At 60.8% G+C, this 16,058-nt stretch carries 14 protein-coding genes; 8 read left to right on the forward strand and 6 right to left on the reverse strand.

Going from position 1 to position 16,058, the window contains the following annotated elements:
- The 7 genes from sucB to HMPREF2888_RS08170 form a co-directional block, all read left to right on the forward strand.
- A partial coding sequence (gene sucB / locus HMPREF2888_RS08140; RefSeq protein ID WP_070518636.1) for a 2-oxoglutarate dehydrogenase, E2 component, dihydrolipoamide succinyltransferase occupies positions 1-1,069 on the forward strand: 1,069 nt, incomplete at its 5' end.
- A gap of 370 nt (positions 1,070-1,439) precedes the next feature.
- Positions 1,440-4,304 (forward strand): aminomethyl-transferring glycine dehydrogenase, encoded by a 2,865-nt coding sequence (gene gcvP, locus HMPREF2888_RS08145; protein ID WP_070518644.1) that lies wholly within the window; start codon positions 1,440-1,442, stop codon positions 4,302-4,304.
- Between the two features lie 39 nt (positions 4,305-4,343).
- On the forward strand, positions 4,344-5,456 hold the full coding sequence (gene gcvT / locus HMPREF2888_RS08150; protein ID WP_062038145.1) for a glycine cleavage system aminomethyltransferase GcvT: 1,113 nt from the start codon (positions 4,344-4,346) through the stop codon (positions 5,454-5,456).
- Between the two features lie 66 nt (positions 5,457-5,522).
- On the forward strand, positions 5,523-5,912 hold the full coding sequence (gcvH, locus tag HMPREF2888_RS08155; protein ID WP_070432637.1) for a glycine cleavage system protein GcvH: 390 nt from the start codon (positions 5,523-5,525) through the stop codon (positions 5,910-5,912).
- A 158-nt stretch (positions 5,913-6,070) separates the two neighbouring features.
- On the forward strand, positions 6,071-6,874 hold the full coding sequence (gene lipB / locus HMPREF2888_RS08160) for a lipoyl(octanoyl) transferase LipB (protein WP_061923716.1): 804 nt from the start codon (positions 6,071-6,073) through the stop codon (positions 6,872-6,874).
- Positions 6,875-6,962: 88 nt separating this feature from the next.
- A complete protein-coding gene (gene lipA / locus HMPREF2888_RS08165) occupies positions 6,963-8,027 on the forward strand; it encodes a lipoyl synthase (RefSeq protein WP_070518638.1) in 1,065 nt (354 codons plus the stop codon).
- 30 nt (positions 8,028-8,057) lie between these two features.
- Complete coding sequence (locus HMPREF2888_RS08170) at positions 8,058-8,840, forward strand: DUF4191 domain-containing protein (protein WP_070518639.1); 783 nt, start codon at positions 8,058-8,060, stop codon at positions 8,838-8,840.
- Between the two features lie 96 nt (positions 8,841-8,936).
- Here HMPREF2888_RS08170 and HMPREF2888_RS08175 read toward each other — a convergent pair whose 3' ends face one another.
- Positions 8,937-9,410: an RDD family protein gene (locus HMPREF2888_RS08175; protein ID WP_061923726.1), complete on the reverse strand. Its 474-nt coding sequence runs from the start codon at positions 9,408-9,410 to the stop codon at positions 8,937-8,939.
- A gap of 140 nt (positions 9,411-9,550) precedes the next feature.
- Here HMPREF2888_RS08175 and glnA point away from each other — a divergent pair, with 140 nt between their 5' ends.
- The gene (glnA, locus tag HMPREF2888_RS08180; protein WP_061923728.1) at positions 9,551-10,984 is read left to right on the forward strand and encodes a type I glutamate--ammonia ligase; all 1,434 of its coding nucleotides are present in this window, start codon (positions 9,551-9,553) and stop codon (positions 10,982-10,984) included.
- Between the two features lie 89 nt (positions 10,985-11,073).
- Here the strand turns inward: glnA and HMPREF2888_RS08185 are convergent, their stop codons facing one another.
- The 5 genes from HMPREF2888_RS08185 to thrC all read right to left on the reverse strand — a co-directional run bounded on the left by HMPREF2888_RS08185 (position 11,074) and on the right by thrC (position 16,031).
- Positions 11,074-12,708, reverse strand: a complete 1,635-nt coding sequence (locus HMPREF2888_RS08185) for a CTP synthase (protein ID WP_061923732.1) — start codon at positions 12,706-12,708, stop codon at positions 11,074-11,076.
- A 193-nt stretch (positions 12,709-12,901) separates the two neighbouring features.
- On the reverse strand, positions 12,902-13,432 hold the full coding sequence (locus HMPREF2888_RS08190) for an NUDIX hydrolase (protein ID WP_061923922.1): 531 nt from the start codon (positions 13,430-13,432) through the stop codon (positions 12,902-12,904).
- Between the two features lie 48 nt (positions 13,433-13,480).
- Positions 13,481-14,380 (reverse strand): trypsin-like serine protease, encoded by a 900-nt coding sequence (locus HMPREF2888_RS08195; protein ID WP_235591066.1) that lies wholly within the window; start codon positions 14,378-14,380, stop codon positions 13,481-13,483.
- A gap of 28 nt (positions 14,381-14,408) precedes the next feature.
- Complete coding sequence (locus HMPREF2888_RS12880; protein ID WP_162839576.1) at positions 14,409-14,561, reverse strand: hypothetical protein; 153 nt, start codon at positions 14,559-14,561, stop codon at positions 14,409-14,411.
- A 3-nt stretch (positions 14,562-14,564) separates the two neighbouring features.
- A complete protein-coding gene (gene thrC, locus HMPREF2888_RS08200; RefSeq protein ID WP_061923925.1) occupies positions 14,565-16,031 on the reverse strand; it encodes a threonine synthase in 1,467 nt (488 codons plus the stop codon).
- Positions 16,032-16,058 lie beyond the last annotated feature (27 nt).

Raw genomic sequence — 16,058 nt, forward strand, 5'->3', positions numbered from 1 at the left:
AGAGCCAAAGGCCGAAGAAAAGGCAGAGCCAAAGGCTGAAGAGAAGAAGGAAGAGCCAAAGGCTGAGAAGTCTGCAGAGGCTTCCTCCACCCCGGCTGCTTCCGAGGGCTCTTCCAAGATCAACAACGGCGACAACGTTCCTTACGTCACCCCGCTGGTACGCAAGCTGGCTGAAAAGCACGGCGTTGACCTTTCCACCGTTTCCGGCACCGGCGTTGGCGGCCGCATCCGCAAGCAGGATGTCCTGGCAGCTGCAGGCGAGGGCGAGGCACCGGCGGCGTCGGCAGCCGGCTCCTCCAACCCACGCGCACGCTGGTCCACCAAGTCCGTGGATCCGGAAAAGCAGGAGCTCATCGGCACCACCCAGAAGGTCAACCGCATCCGCGAGATCACCGCTGCAAAGATGGTTGAGGCTCTGCAGATTTCCGCACAGCTGACCCACGTCCAGGAAGTCGACATGACTGCCATCTGGGATATGCGCAAGAAGTCCAAGCAGGCCTTCATCGACAAGCACGGCGCTAACCTGTCCTTCCTGCCGTTCATCGTTAAGGCAACCGTTGAGGCTCTGGTTTCCCACCCGAACGTCAACGCTTCTTACAACCCTGAGACCAAGGAGATGACCTACCACGCAGACGTCAACGTGGCTATCGCCGTCGATACCCCACGTGGCCTGCTGACGCCGGTCATCCACAAGGCACAGGACATGTCCCTGCCAGAGATCGCAAAGGCTATTGCTGAGCTGGCTGACAAGGCCCGCAACAACAAGCTGAAGCCGAACGACCTCACCGGTGCCACCTTCACCGTCACCAACATCGGCTCCGAGGGCGCACTCCTCGATACCCCGATTCTGGTTCCGCCACAGGCCGGCATCCTGGGCACCGCCGCTATCACCAAGCGCGCAGTTGTTGTCAACGAGAATGGCCAGGACGCAATCGCTATCCGCCAGATGTGCTACCTGCCGTTCACCTATGACCACCAGGTTGTCGATGGTGCAGACGCAGGTCGCTTCATCACCACCATCAAGGACCGCCTTGAGACCGCCGACTTCGAGGCTGACCTCGAGGTCTAAGGAGTTAAGCCCTTAGTAGTTTAGGGTTTTCCGCCCCGCAGGCTCCCCTGTTTCCACTGCTGTGGATACTCGGGAGCCTGCGGGGTTTTCACATATCTCCCCGCAAACGGGGGTGTTAGGCCTGCCCTAATCTGTCCGTCGATTTCTCAGCCCTGTTCCTCGCCCACGGGCCGCGTAGGGATTCTATTCGGCACTTTTAGGCTCCCTACGCGTCCATGGGCCACGCCGTTGCTGTGTGGTGCACGAAAAGACTTCGATAAACCGATTTAGGTCACAGCCATAGGCTTTATACTTGGGGTCGGTTTAGGCCATGTTTTAGGCATTCACCATGACGTCCTTCACGGAGCTTCTTTCAAAGGAGATTGAACTTATGGATTTCATCTCGCGCCACCTCGGACCAAATTCCTCCGAGCAAGCGACGATGCTCAACGCACTGGGATACAACAGCGTGGACGCGCTTGTCGACGCCGCACTTCCCACAACCATCCGCGCCGCATCGGCACCGCAGTTGCCAGATGCCTTGAGCGAGAATGAAGCGCAGGACAAGCTGCGCGAATACGCCAGCCAGAACATCGTGTTGAAGTCCTTCTATGGCCAGGGCTACTCCGACACGCTCACCCCGGCCGTCATCCGCCGCGGCCTGCTGGAGGATGCTGGTTGGTACACCGCTTATACCCCGTACCAGCCGGAGATCTCCCAGGGCCGTCTGGAAGCACTGCTGAACTTCCAGACCATGATCGAATCCCTGACCGGTCTGCCGATTGCAAACGCTTCCCTGCTCGACGAGGCTTCCGCTACCGCTGAGGCAGTCGGCCTGATGTCCCGCGCGGTCAAGAAGGGCCGCCGCGTCATCCTCGACTCCCGCCTGCATCCACAGGTGCTCGCTGTGGCGGCGGAGCGCGCTCGCGCCATCGAGCTCGAGGTGGAAATCCTCGATATCCGCGAGGGCCTCGTGGGCGAAGACCTCATCGGCGCCGTCATCGCGTACACCGGCACCGAGGGTGACGTCTTTGACCCACGCGGCATCATCGAGGAGCTGCACACCCGCGGCGCGGTTGCCTCCGTCGTCGCCGACCCGCTCTCCCTCCTCCTGCTGGAAGCACCGGGCAAGCTAGGCGCGGACATCGTGCTGGGCTCCGCGCAGCGCTTCGGCGTCCCAATGTTCTTCGGTGGCCCACACGCGGCATACATGGCCGTTACTGACAAGCTCAAGCGCCAGATGCCGGGCCGCATCGTCGGCGTTTCCAAGGATGCAGACGGCCGCCCGGCATACCGCCTAGCTCTGCAAACCCGCGAGCAGCACATCCGCCGTGAACGCGCTACCTCCAACATCTGTACCGCGCAGGCGCTGCTGGCCAACGTAGCGTCCATGTACGCCGTCTACCACGGCCCAGAGGGCCTGAAAAAGATCGCTGAGCACGTTCACGGGCTCGCCGCTTCCTTCGCCGCTGCTGTAAAGGGCGCAGGCAAGACCCTGGTCGCTGACGAGTTCTTCGACACCGTCACTGTCACCGACGTCGACGCTGCAGCCATCAAGGCATCCCTTCAGGAACAGGGTTACCTCGTGCGCGCTATCGGCTCCGAGAAAATCTCCGTCTCCTTTGGTGAGTCCGCAACGCTTGATGACGTCGCCAAGCTCGCCGCCGCATTCGGCGCAGAGTCCGCAGACAAGGACAACGCCGAGTCCGCCGTTAATGCCCTGCCTTCCGCGCTCGTTCGCGAGGAAGCTCCGCTGGATCACGCAATCTTCAACTCCATCCACTCCGAGACCCAGATGCTGCGCTACCTGCGCACTCTGGCAGACAAGGACTTGGCGCTGGACCGCACCATGATTCCGCTGGGTTCTTGCACCATGAAGCTGAACCCCACTGCCGCCATGGAGCCGATCTCCTGGCCAGAGTTCGCGGGCATTCACCCATATGCACCGGAAGAGACCACCGCCGGCTGGCGCGCGCTCATCGAGGAGCTCGAGGGCTGGTTGGCCGAGCTGACCGGCTATGCCAAGGTCTCCATCCAGCCCAACGCTGGCTCCCAGGGTGAGCTCGCAGGCCTGCTGGCCATCCGCCGCTACCACGTTGCCAACGGCGACGCTGGCCGCGACGTCATCCTCATCCCATCTTCCGCACACGGCACCAACGCGGCCTCCGCTACCCTGGCCAACCTGCGCGTGGTCGTCGTTGCTACCGCGGACGATGGCTCCATCGACTTGGCGGACCTGGATGCCAAGATCGAACAGCACGGTGAGCACATCGCCGGCATCATGATCACCTACCCATCCACCCACGGCGTCTTCGACCCTGAGGTCCGCGACGTGTGCGACAAGGTCCACGCGGCAGGCGGCCAGGTCTACATCGACGGCGCGAACATGAACGCACTAACCGGCTGGGCACGCCCGGGCGAGTTCGGCGGCGACGTCAGCCACCTGAACCTGCACAAGACCTTCACCATCCCGCACGGCGGCGGTGGCCCGGGCGTTGGCCCGGTGGGCGTCGCCCAGCACCTAGTGCCATTCCTGCCCACCGATGCGAACGATTCCTCCATCGACCCGCAGCAGGCTACCTCGATTGAAAAGGGCGTTCCTTCTACCGCCAGCAAGTTTGGCTCCGCCGGCGTGCTGCCTATCTCCTGGGCCTACCTGGCCATGGTCGGCACCGAGGGCGTTGCACAGGCCACCAGCCACGCCATCCTGAGCGCAAACTACCTGGCAAAGTCCCTGCAGGATTCCTTCCCGGTCCTCTACACCGGCAACGCCGACCTGGTCGCGCACGAGTGCATCTTCGACCTGCGCGAGCTGACCGATGCCTCCGGCGTTACTGCGGCGGACGTCGCCAAGCGCCTCGTGGACTACGGCTTCCACGCACCGACCCTGTCCTTCCCGGTCGCCGGCACTCTCATGGTGGAACCGACCGAGTCCGAAGACCTCGCCGAGCTGGACCGCTTCATCGAGGCCATGCGCGCAATCCGCGCCGAAATCCAGGACATCATCGACGGCAAGGTTGAGTACGAGGCATCCGTCATCCACAACGCTCCGTACACCGCAGCGGCAGTGACCTCCGATAACTGGGAGTACTCCTTCACCCGCCAGGAAGCCGCCTACCCGGTTGCCTCCCTGCGCGCTAACAAGTACTTCCCACCAGTCCGCCGCATCGACGAGGCTTACGGTGACCGCAACCTGGTTTGCGCTTGCCCGCCGCCAGAAGCATTCGAGATCTCCGCTGACGCGGAGACCAACTAACAGAATCGAACTAGCAGAGAAGAACTCTAAAGGAGAAAAATGTCTGAACTGCTCAACTCCCCGCTGCATGCAGAGCATGAAAAGCTTGGCGCATCCTTTACGGCTTTCGGCCCGTGGAACATGCCCCTGAAGTACAACAACGAGCTCGAAGAGCACCGCGCGGTTCGCAACTCCGCTGGCCTTTTCGACCTGTCCCACATGGGCGAAGTTTGGGTCAACGGCGAGGATGCCGCAAAGTTCCTGTCCTACTGCCTAATCTCCGATATGACCACCCTCAAGGTGGGCAAGGCAAAGTACTCGATGATCTGCGCCGCAGATGGCGGCATCATCGATGACCTCATCACCTACCGCCTGGGCGAGACCAAGTTCTTGGTCGTGCCAAACGCCGGCAACGCTGACGTGGTCTGGGAGGAACTCAACGAGCGCGCTGAGGGCTTCGATGTGGACCTCAACAACGAGTCCCGCGACGTAGCAATGATTGCCATCCAGGGCCCGAAGGCAGCAGAAATCCTCATCCCGCTGGTCGAGGACAACAAGCAGGAAGCCGTCATGGAACTGCCTTACTACGCAGCGATGACCGGCAAGGTAGCGCGCAAGTACGCCTTCATCTGCCGCACCGGCTACACCGGCGAAGATGGCTTCGAGCTCATCGTCTACAACTCCGATGCCCCGGAGCTATGGGAGGAGCTGCTCAAGGCCGGTGCCGAGTACGACATCCTGCCATGTGGCCTCGCAGCGCGTGACTCCCTGCGCTTGGAAGCGGGCATGCCGCTCTACGGCAACGAGCTCTCCCGCGACATCACCCCGGTTGAGGCCGGCATGGCGCGTGCTTTTGCTAAGAAGGAAGCCGACTTCGTTGGCGCTGAGGTCATCCGCGCTCGTGCAGAGGAAGGCCCGCAGGTCGCCATCACCGGCTTGGTCTCCGATCAGCGCCGCGCCGCCCGCGCCGGTGCTGAGGTCTTCGTTGGCGAAACCAAGGTCGGTTCTGTCACCTCCGGTCAGCCTTCCCCGACCCTGGGCCACCCGGTTGCCATCGCGCTGCTGGATACCTCTGCAAACCTGCAGCCTGGCGACGCCGTCGAGGTAGACATCCGCGGCAAGCGCTACCCGTTTAGCGTCGCGGCCCTTCCGTTCTACAAGCGCGAAAAGTAGTTCGCGGACGCGTGACAACCGTTAAGATAAAAGCACATACCATCTTCCGAAAGGACTCCCATCACAATGGCTAACCTTCCTGCAGATTTCTCCTACTCCGAGGACCACGAGTGGATCAATTCTTCTGCTGACGCCGCACAGGGCGCAACCGTCCGCGTTGGCATCACCTCCGTTGCTGCTGACCGTCTGGGCGAGGTCGTCTTCGCTGAGCTGCCGGCAGTCGGTGACACTGTTACCGCTGGCGATACCTGCGGTGAGGTCGAATCCACCAAGTCCGTATCCGATCTCTACGCCCCAATTACCGGCACCGTCACCGCTGTTAACGAGGCTGTTCACGATGACTACGCAGTCATCAACAACGACCCATTCGGTGAAGGATGGCTCTTCGAGGTCGAGGTTTCTGAGACCGGCGAGCTGATGACCGCAGAAGAGTACGCTGCGGCAAACGGCGTTTAAGCCACTTACTGCTAAAGCGGGAGGTTTCCTCCCGCTTTTTCTTTTGCCTCCGACTACGCCTCCACCTGCCCCCTCACCCCGGTGTTGGGCCGGCATTGGCCTGGGTGGCACTATCAGTATCGACCCCCGCGTTTTATTAGATTAAGGAAGCATCACACATGACAGCTCCTCGTGAGCCCTTCTTCCCCGCTGATCGCAGTATTCGCGCGTCACAGGAAGCGCTGGAAATCCGCCACCTCGGCCGCATGGATTACCAACAGGCGTGGGATCTCCAGGCCGAGCTTGCCGCCCAGCGCGCAAAAGGCGAGCGCGGGGACATCATCCTCGTGGTCGAGCACCCCAACATCTACACCGCTGGCAAACGCACGCAGCCGGAGGATATGCCGGACAATGGTCTGCCGGTCATCACGGTGGATCGCGGCGGGCGGATTACTTGGCATGGTGAGGGGCAGCTGGTGGTCTACCCCATCTTGAAGCTCGCGGAGCCTGTCGACGTCGTGGACTATGTCCGCCGGCTCGAAGAGGCAATCATCCAGACGGTGCGCGAGCTTGGCGTTCGTACCGCCGGCCGCATCGACGGCCGGTCTGGTGTGTGGGTGCCCTCCACCACCCAGGCCACGGACCCGCAGGCCCCCAAGCGCGATCGCAAAATTGCGGCGCTGGGAATCCGCATCACTCGCGGCGTGACCATGCATGGTCTTGCGCTTAATTGCACCAACACGCTGGAGTATTACGAGCACATCGTGGCCTGCGGCATTGACGACGCCGACGTGACCACGCTGAGCCTCGAGCTTGGCCGCGATGTCACTATGGAGGAGGCTGCGACACCGCTTCTCGACGCCCTGCAGCGCGCGCTTTCTGGTGAACTCACCGTCGCGGACCACACATTTGGTTCAGCGCCAGACCCGATTAAGGTCGCCAACGAGAAGGCCCGCCAAAAGCGTGCCCAGAGTGCGGAATAAACCTCCACACACCGGCCTTGTATTAGTAAGAGACAATCCCAACCCCGTAGAGTGAGTTTTTGTGACTGTTAAGCCTGAAGGACGCAAGATGCTCCGCATTGAGAAGAAGAATGCGGAATCCCCCATCGAACAAAAGCCGCGCTGGATCCGCAACCAGGTCCGCACCGGCCCGGGCTACGAGGATATGAAGTCCCGCGTGTCCGGCGCTTCCCTGCACACCGTGTGCCAGGAGGCTGGTTGCCCGAATATCCACGAGTGCTGGGAATCTCGTGAGGCCACCTTCCTCATCGGTGGCGATAAGTGCACCCGCCGCTGCGATTTCTGCGACATTGCCACCGGTAAGCCGGCGGAGTTGGACCGCGACGAGCCGCGCCGCGTTGCAGAAAACATCCAGGAGATGGACCTGAACTACACCACCATCACCGGTGTTACCCGCGACGATCTGCCGGATGAAGGCGCGTGGCTCTACGCCGAGGTCGTGCGCAAGATTCACGAGCTCAACCCGCACACCGGTGTGGAAAACCTGACCCCTGACTTCTCCGGCAAGCCGGACCTTCTGCAGGAGGTCTTCGAGGCTCGCCCTGAGGTCTTCGCTCACAACCTGGAGACCGTGCCGCGCATCTTCAAGCGCATCCGCCCGGCCTTCCGCTACGAGCGCTCCCTCGACGTAATTCGCCAGGCTCACGACTTTGATCTCATCACCAAGTCCAACCTGATCCTGGGCATGGGCGAGACCAAGGATGAGATCGAGGAAGCTCTGCGCGACCTGCGCTCTGCTGGCTGCGACATCATCACCATTACCCAGTACCTGCGCCCAGGCCCGCGCTTCCACCCGATCGAGCGTTGGGTCCGCCCGGAGGAGTTCGTCGAACACTCCAAGCTGGCCAAGGAGCTCGGCTTCGGCGGCGTCATGTCTGGCCCACTGGTGCGTTCTTCTTACCGCGCTGGCCGCCTGTACGTGCAGGCTATGGAGGCCCGCGGCTTCGAATTGCCAGAAAATTTGCAGCACCTGGCTGAGACCTCGAAGGGCGCTACCGCCCAAGAGGCTTCGACGCTGCTCGAGAAGTACGGCCCTTCCCAGGAAACCCCGGTAACGACCCGCATGGTAAAGACCCCGGCAAACGCTGACTCCGCTGCCGCTGCAATTCGTTAATTTGCAGCGCTGACCTTTAAAGTAGGAACCATGGCACAAGACGATAAGGCAAGCCTGAAGGCTGCAAAGAAGCAAGAGCGCGCCGCAAAACGCGAGCAGCGCAAGCAAACCCGTTCCCAGATGTGGCAAGCGTTCAATATGCAGCGCAAGCATGACAAGGCATTGATTCCTATCATGCTCGCCGCTTTCCTCGGCATGGGCCTGTTGTTCTTCCTTATCGGCCTGCTCTTCAACGGCCAGTGGTTCATGCTCATCCTGGGTCTCGGCATCGGCGCTTTGCTGGCGATGTGGCTGTTTACCCGCCGCCTTGAGCGCGACATGTACAAAAAGGTCGAGGATCAGCCGGGCGTTGCGGGTTGGGCGCTGGAGCAGCAGCTGCGCAACACCGTGGGCATCGTCTGGAAGGTCAAGACCGCGGTCGGCGTTACCCGCCATCAGGACCTCATCCACCGCGTCATCGGCAATGCCGGCGTCATCTTCGTCTGCGAAGGTGACCGCAAGCGCCTGACTCCGGTTCTCAACACCCTGAAAAAGCGCGTGGATAAGCTCGCCGGCGGCGTTCCGGTCTACGAGGTCTGGGTGGGCAACGGCGAGGACGAGGTTCCAGTGTCCAAGCTGCGCAATCACGTGATGAAGTTCCCGCGTAACTTCAAAAAGGACGAGACCTACGCAATCATCCGCAAGATTGAGGCCATGGATGACCTGCCAGGCACCACCCCGGGTCTGCCGAAGGGCCCGATGCCACGCCAGGCGCAGAACATGGCTGGCATGAACCGCCGCATGCGCCGCGCGCAGCAGCGTAAGGGCAAATAATACTTGTGCAAAAGCGGCCCTTCCTTGGAATCCACCAAGGAAGGGCCGCTTTTAGGTTTTGTAGGAAGCACCCTGCGACGCCGCAAGATAGAGGAACTAGACCATGATCACTGCGGTGCCGGTTGCGCGGTCGTGGATACCGCGGCCGTCGGTATCGACCATTGCGGCCGGGAAGAGGAAGCCGGTGAGGATGGTGCGCACTGCCGCGCGCCAGAAGCCCACCGTTTGCCCCGGGGCGTCGAGACGCGCCACGCCCATGCCCAGCAAAAGCATGCCCGGAGTGCGAGCAAAGAGCCAGCCGCAGAGGATGCCGACGATGACCCACAGCATGTAGCCCAGGAATGCAGGGCCGCCCAGCGCGTGGGTGAACATCACGATGAGATTGGCCAGCAGCATGCACACGATCCAGTCGATGAGAACCGCCCCTGCACGGCGGGCCACCGGCGCCAGCGCCCCGGAGCCAGACTCAGGAAGTCCGAGCTTTTCGCCCGGCCATGCGCCGGGGCCTTCGAAGTCATCATTTTCGCCCGGGATTGCGGGTCCATCGAGCCATGTTCGCTTATCAGCCATGTTGACCAATCTAGTGCCCCCTGCATGCAGACACGAAAACGAAATATATCTATAGATCGATGGGTTAACATCCGAAGGCAGAATAAAGCTAGTAAACTTCGATGAAGAACATTTTTCTAAACCCCTGAGGAGACAAAACAGTGTCTTTCGAGTCCGTCCAGGAAATCGTCAAGTTCATCGAGGATGAAGACGTAAAGTTCGTCGATATTCGTTTTACTGACGTTCCCGGCACCGAGCACCACTTTTCAATTCCCGCTTCGGAGTTCACCGAGGCTGCCGCTGAAGAAGGCCTCGCATTCGACGGTTCTTCCATCCGTGGCTTTACCTCCATCGATGAGTCTGACATGACCCTGCTGCCAGACCCAGCAACCGCGATGGTGGATCCTTTCCGCTCCTCCAAGACGCTGAACATCAAGTTCTTCGTCAACGATCCGTTCACCTTGGAGCCTTTCTCCCGCGACCCACGCAACGTCGCAATGAAGGCCGAGGAATACCTTGCTTCCACCGGCATCGCGGACGTGTGCAACTTCGGCGCCGAGGCCGAGTTCTACCTCTTCGATTCCGTGCGCTACTCCACCGACATCGACCATGGTTTCTACGAGGTAGACACCGACGAGGGCTGGTGGAACCGCGGCAACGAGGCCAACTTCGACGGCACTCCGAACACCGGTTTCAAGACCCGCGTCAAGGGCGGCTACTTCCCTACTGCGCCCGTCGACAAGCATGGCGAAGTCCGCGATGCCATGGTGCGCAACCTGCAGAACGCCGGCTTCCAGATTGAGCGCTTCCACCACGAGGTGGGCGCGGGTCAAAATGAGATCAACTACCGCTTCAACTCCCTGCTGCACGCGGCTGATGATATTCAGACCTTTAAGTACATCATCAAGAACACCGCCGCTGAGTACGGCAAGTCCGCAACCTTCATGCCAAAGCCGCTCGCGGGTGACAACGGCTCCGGCATGCACGCCCACATGTCCCTGTGGAAGGACGGCAAGCCGCTGTTCTACGATGAGGCAGGCTACGGTGGCCTTTCCGATATCGCGCGCTACTACATCGGCGGTATCCTCCACCACGCACCGGCAGTTCTGGCGTTTACCAACCCAACTCTGAACTCCTACCACCGCCTGGTTCCGGGCTTTGAGGCCCCGATTAACCTGGTCTACTCCCAGCGCAACCGCTCCGCGGCAATCCGCATCCCGATCACCGGCTCCAACCCGAAGGCAAAGCGCATCGAGTTCCGCGCTCCGGACCCATCGGGCAACCCATACTTCGGTTTCGCTGCCATGATGATGGCTGGCCTCGATGGCATCAAGAACCGCATCGAGCCGCACGCTCCGGTGGATAAGGACCTCTACGAGCTGCCACCGGCAGAGCAGGCTTCCATCCCGCAGGCACCAACCAGCCTTGAGGCTTCCCTGCGCGCCCTGGAGGAAGATAACGAGTTCCTGACCGAAGGCGACGTCTTCACCGAGGACCTCATCGAGACCTACCTGCAGTACAAGAACGAAGAGGAAATCGCTCCTTCCCGCCTGCGCCCAACCCCGCAGGAGTTTGAGATGTACTACGACTGCTAATTAGGGAGCAAAGAAAATCCCTGCGGAAGCACAAGCTCTCCGCAGGGATTTTACGCGTTTTAGGCCTCTTGCTTAGCGGCCGGCGGCCTTTAGCTCAGCGCTGCTGCAATCAGCCCGTCAAAGAGCGGGTGCGGGTTAGTCGGGCGCGACTTGTACTCGGGGTGGGCTTGGGTGGCCACCATGAATGGGTGATTGGGGTATTCGACGAACTCGACTAAGTTGCCGTCGGGGGAGGTGCCGGAGAAAACCAGGCCGGAGCCTTGCTCCATCTGCGCACGGTAGGCGTTGTTGACCTCGTAGCGGTGGCGGTGGCGCTCAGAGACCTCAGTAGTGCCGTAGGCCTTCGCCACGACGGAGTCTTCAGCGAGCACAGCTGGATAAGCGCCCAGGCGCATGGTGCCGCCGAGGTCCGCCTCGCCGGAGACAGCTGCCTGCTGCTCCTCCATCGTGGCGATGACTGGCGCAGAGGTCTCGGGGTCAAACTCTGTCGAGGAGGCGTCGGCAATGCCTGCCTGGCGGGCCGCCTCCAGCACGGTGCACTGCAGACCCAGGCACAGGCCCAGGAAAGGAATCTTGTTCTCTCGGGCGTATCTCACCGCGGCGATCTTGCCCTCGATGCCGCGCACTCCGAAGCCGCCTGGCACCACGATGGCGTCGAGATCGCCCAGCGCAGTGGCTGAGTCTGCTTCGCAGTCATCCGAGGTGATCCACTTGATTTTCGCCTTCGCGTGGTGAGCAAAGGCCGCATGCCGGATTGCCTCTGCCACGGAAAGGTACGCATCCTGCAGGTCAATGTACTTGCCCACGATGCCCACGGTGACCTCGTGGCGCGGGTTGCGGACGCGATCCAGTAGCTCGCCCCACTGGGTCCAATCCACATCGCGGAAAGGCAGTCCTAGTTTGCGGATGACGAAGGTGTCCAGGTGCTCGCGGTAGAGCACCTCCGGGATGTCATAGACGGACGGCGAGTCAGGGCAGGATACTACGCCTTCTTCCTCGACGTCGGTCATGAGCGCAATCTTGTGTTTTAAGCCATCCGGAACGTCGCGGTCACACCGCAGCACCACTGCGTCCGGCACGATGCCGATGGAGCGCAGCTCCGCCACGGAGTGCTGGGTCGGCTTCGTCTTCAGCTCCCCCGAAGTGCCGAGGTATGGCACCAACGAGCAGTGGATGAAGAAGATATTCTCGCGGCCGACGGCATGACGTACCTGCCGTGCGGCCTCCAGGAAGGGCTGCGATTCGATATCGCCCACGGTGCCACCGATTTCGGAGATGACCACGTCCGGCACATTGCCGGAGGCATCGGGCGCGGCCATCGCGAGCACGCGATCCTTGATCTCATCGGTGATGTGCGGGATGACCTGCACGGTCTTGCCCAAGTACTCACCACGGCGCTCCTTCGCGATGACCGAGGAGTACACCTTGCCCGTGGTTACATTCGCGTTCTTCGTGAGGTTGCGGTCCAAGAAGCGCTCGTAGTGGCCCAGGTCGAGGTCGGTCTCGGCACCGTCTTCGGTGACAAAGACCTCGCCGTGCTCAAACGGGTTCATGGTGCCTGGGTCGACGTTGAGATATGGGTCGAGCTTCTGCATGGTCACCGAGAGTCCGCGGGCAGAAAGCAGCTGACCCAGCGATGCCGCTGTTAAGCCTTTGCCCAGGGAGGAGACAACTCCTCCGGTGACGAAAATGAATTTGGTGTTCTGGTTGGAACGAGGTGGCATGGAATGCACCTTTCGAGGAATTTGATTGCTGATGCGGCAAGCTCAGCGCAACGAGACACCCCTTGAAGATCAAAAAATCCGCGGGACGCCTCGCGCGGCGACCTACGGATCTTCAGACTATCACCAGCCATCAAATAGAAACAATTAGCTGACAGAAATCCAGGTTGGAGGTGGTTTTGGGCATACGCGATTGCTAGTTGCGTTTTACAAATCCCATGCGTGGGCGAAAGCCCTTCGGGTGCTTCATTTGTGCCACGGCATCACCGATCAGCATACGGTTACGGGCGCTTACCGAAGCCGGCATTTGGGCGACGGAGAACCACTGCGCCGCGAGGTTTTCCTCGTCAGAAACCACCGGCTCCGCGCCTTCTGGAACCGAAAGCCGCAGTGCGGTGGACATGAACATGCACTCGTCGCCATTGTCGTAGGTGACAGGGCCTACCTGCCCCACGCCAAGCAGCGCTTCCGCGGTGGCATCGAGACCGACTTCTTCCTTGACCTCACGGATGGCTGTGGTGGTGATTTCCTCGCCAGGCTCGCAGATGCCCTCGACGGGCGCCCAGGTCTCATTGTCGGCGCGCTGCACCAGCAGCACCGATGGGACTTCCCATAGCGCCGCGTTCATGGGAACATCGCGGACAATAACTGCGGTGCACGCCGGCAGGAACAGCTGCTGGTGGCCCACCTTCTCACGGAGGTTGAGGATGTATTCAGGGGTTGCCATGCCCACTACCCTAGCCGCTTTCTTTGTCCGCTTTGGCCCGAGCCCGCGCTAGCCCACCTGCGCTATTTCAGAGCCCAAAATCTCCGGGATGAGCGCTACGATATCGGCTGCAGGGGTAAAAGAAAGCTCCATGTCCGGCGCTTCGGCGCACTGACCTTTTAGCTCCTGCGTGGTGCCAGAGACTACGCCGACGATTGCGGTTCCTCCTGGCAGTTGGGCGTACATCGGCCCGCCGGAATCGCCTTGGGTACCGCACAGGCGCGCCCGAGCGGCCGTGATTTCCATGCGAATCTCGCCGGACTTCAGCCCGCCCTTTTCCGGGCCATGGCTTAGCTCGCCACAGGTCTCACCGGTTATGCGCCCCAGCTTGCACAACTGCTGTGGAAGCTCGCCCGTTGTGGCCACGCCGGCCTCCATATACTTCGGCGTGTAGTAACCCACGTCAGCATGCAGCTCGATGAGCGCGAAGTCGAGGCCGTGGGTGGTATCGGAATACAAGTCCGAATAAACCACTTCCCCGATTGGTTCTGCCGGGAAGGTAAAGGTGCGATGCGCGTTTCCGGCCCACACACGGTCGCCGGGTTTGCCGCAGTGCGATGCGGTCACCGCGAAGTTGCGGCCATCTTCCAGCGAGAAAGACCACGCTGCGGTGCACATCTGGAAGTCAAAATACTCTCCCGGTTTCGGTTCCTGGGAGGAGATATCCAACGCGGTTCCCGCCGGCATGGGTGAGAGCGCAGGCCGCGAGGTATCGGGGTTCGCGGCGGGGATTTCCGGCTGCGCTGGCGTGGCTTCCGCGTCACCCTCGTTGTTTACCTGAGCATCGCTTTCCGACGCCTCCGGTGCGGCGGATTCGCCAGTGAGGGTGGCCGCGGCGTCGCCAAGCGCGTGCTGCACCGTCTGCGTGGGGATCAAAGAGCAGCCGCCGAGGCCAATTGCTAAAGCCACGGCGGCTGCTATCTGTGGTACCCGCGAGCTAGACCGTGCCATCACCATCGGTGTTCTTGTCTGCTTCGGAAGCTTGCTTGTTTTCCTTTTCCATCTCCGCCATCTCCTTGAGATCGCGGATGAACTTCTCTGGGTCGAACTCGGTGAAGTATTCCGGTCCGGAGAACTGTTCCTGTGCCATCTTTTATGCTCCTCTGGGGTGCTGTTTCACGTCGGTCTGTGCTATGGAGCGGCGGATGAAGTCTTGGACTGCAGCGACGTCGTTGGGCAGATCCGTGACATGCCTTTGTGCATCCATGATGCCAGCAAAACGCTCCGGAACTGCTGGCTCGGTTCCGATGGCCTCGACGATAGTCTCGGAGAACTTCACCGGCAGGGCGGTCTCCAGGCAGATGATCGGTGTCTTGATGTCCTCTTCCTTTTGCACCTGGCGGGCGACCTTGATGCCGTCCGCGGTGTGCGGATCCACCAGGTAGTCATAACTTTCCTTGACCGATGCAATGGTGGCCAGGCGGTCCGCATGCGTGGAGGAACCAGAAGTAAAGCCATACTCATCCCGGGCTGCACGCAGTTCCTCAGTGCTGAGCTGGAAACCGCCCTCCTTCAGCTTGGGGCCAAAGAGCTCCGCGGTGCGCGAGGCATCACGGTCAAGCAAATCGAAGACGAAACGCTCAAAGTTCGAGGCGCGGGAGATATCCATCGACGGCGAGGAGGTCTTGAAGGTCTCCTCCGCCGGGCGCGGACGGTAGTTGCCGGTGCGGAAGAACTCATCGAGCACGTCGTTTTCGTTGGTGGCGACGATGAGTTTGTCGATGGGAAGCCCCATCGAACGGGCGATATGGCCGGCGCAGATATCACCAAAATTGCCGGTGGGCACGGAGAAAGAGACCTTCTGCTCGTTGTCAGAGGTGACCTTCAGGTAGCAGTTGATGTAGTAAATGACCTGCGCCATAAGGCGTGCCCAGTTGATGGAATTAACGGCGCCAATGCGGAATTCCTTCTTAAACCCGGCATCATTGGAGGTTGCCTTAACCACATCCTGGCAATCATCGAAGACACCGTCGAGCGCGATGTTGAAGATATTCGGATCATCAAGGCCGAACATCTGAGCCTGCTGGAAAGCAGTCATGCGGCCCGCCGGGGTCAGCATGAAGACGCGGATTCCGGTGCGCCCGCGCATGGCATATTCCGCAGAAGAGCCAGTATCGCCCGAGGTAGCGCCCAGGATGTTGAGGGTTTCATCGCGGCGGCCCAGCTCGTACTCGAAGAGCTCGCCGAGCAGCTGCATGGCCATGTCCTTGAAGGCAGCGGTAGGTCCTTCGGAGAGGTGGCCGATGAAAAGGCCATCACCCAGCGCGGTCACGGGGACAATTTCCTCGCTCGCGAACTTAGGATGGGTGTACGCGCGCTGCGCGATGGCCTCCAGATCATCAGTTGGAATATCATCCACGAAAAGCTTGAGTACTTCTGCCGCAAGCGCCGCGTAGCCTTCCTCAGCGAGCAACTGACGCCATTCATTGAGCACAGCGCCGTTTAGTTGCGGATAGGATTCCGGCAGGTAAAGGCCGCTGTCAGGGGCAAGCCCACCTAAGAGAATATCGGTAAAAGAAGCAGGCTGACGGTTAGCGTCGCGCGTAGAAATGTACTTCACCCCCTGCATCATAGTCGGGCACGCGTA

The organism is Corynebacterium sp. HMSC077D03 (genome assembly GCF_001808545.1).
In the GTDB taxonomy this organism is placed as follows: domain Bacteria; phylum Actinomycetota; class Actinomycetes; order Mycobacteriales; family Mycobacteriaceae; genus Corynebacterium; species Corynebacterium simulans.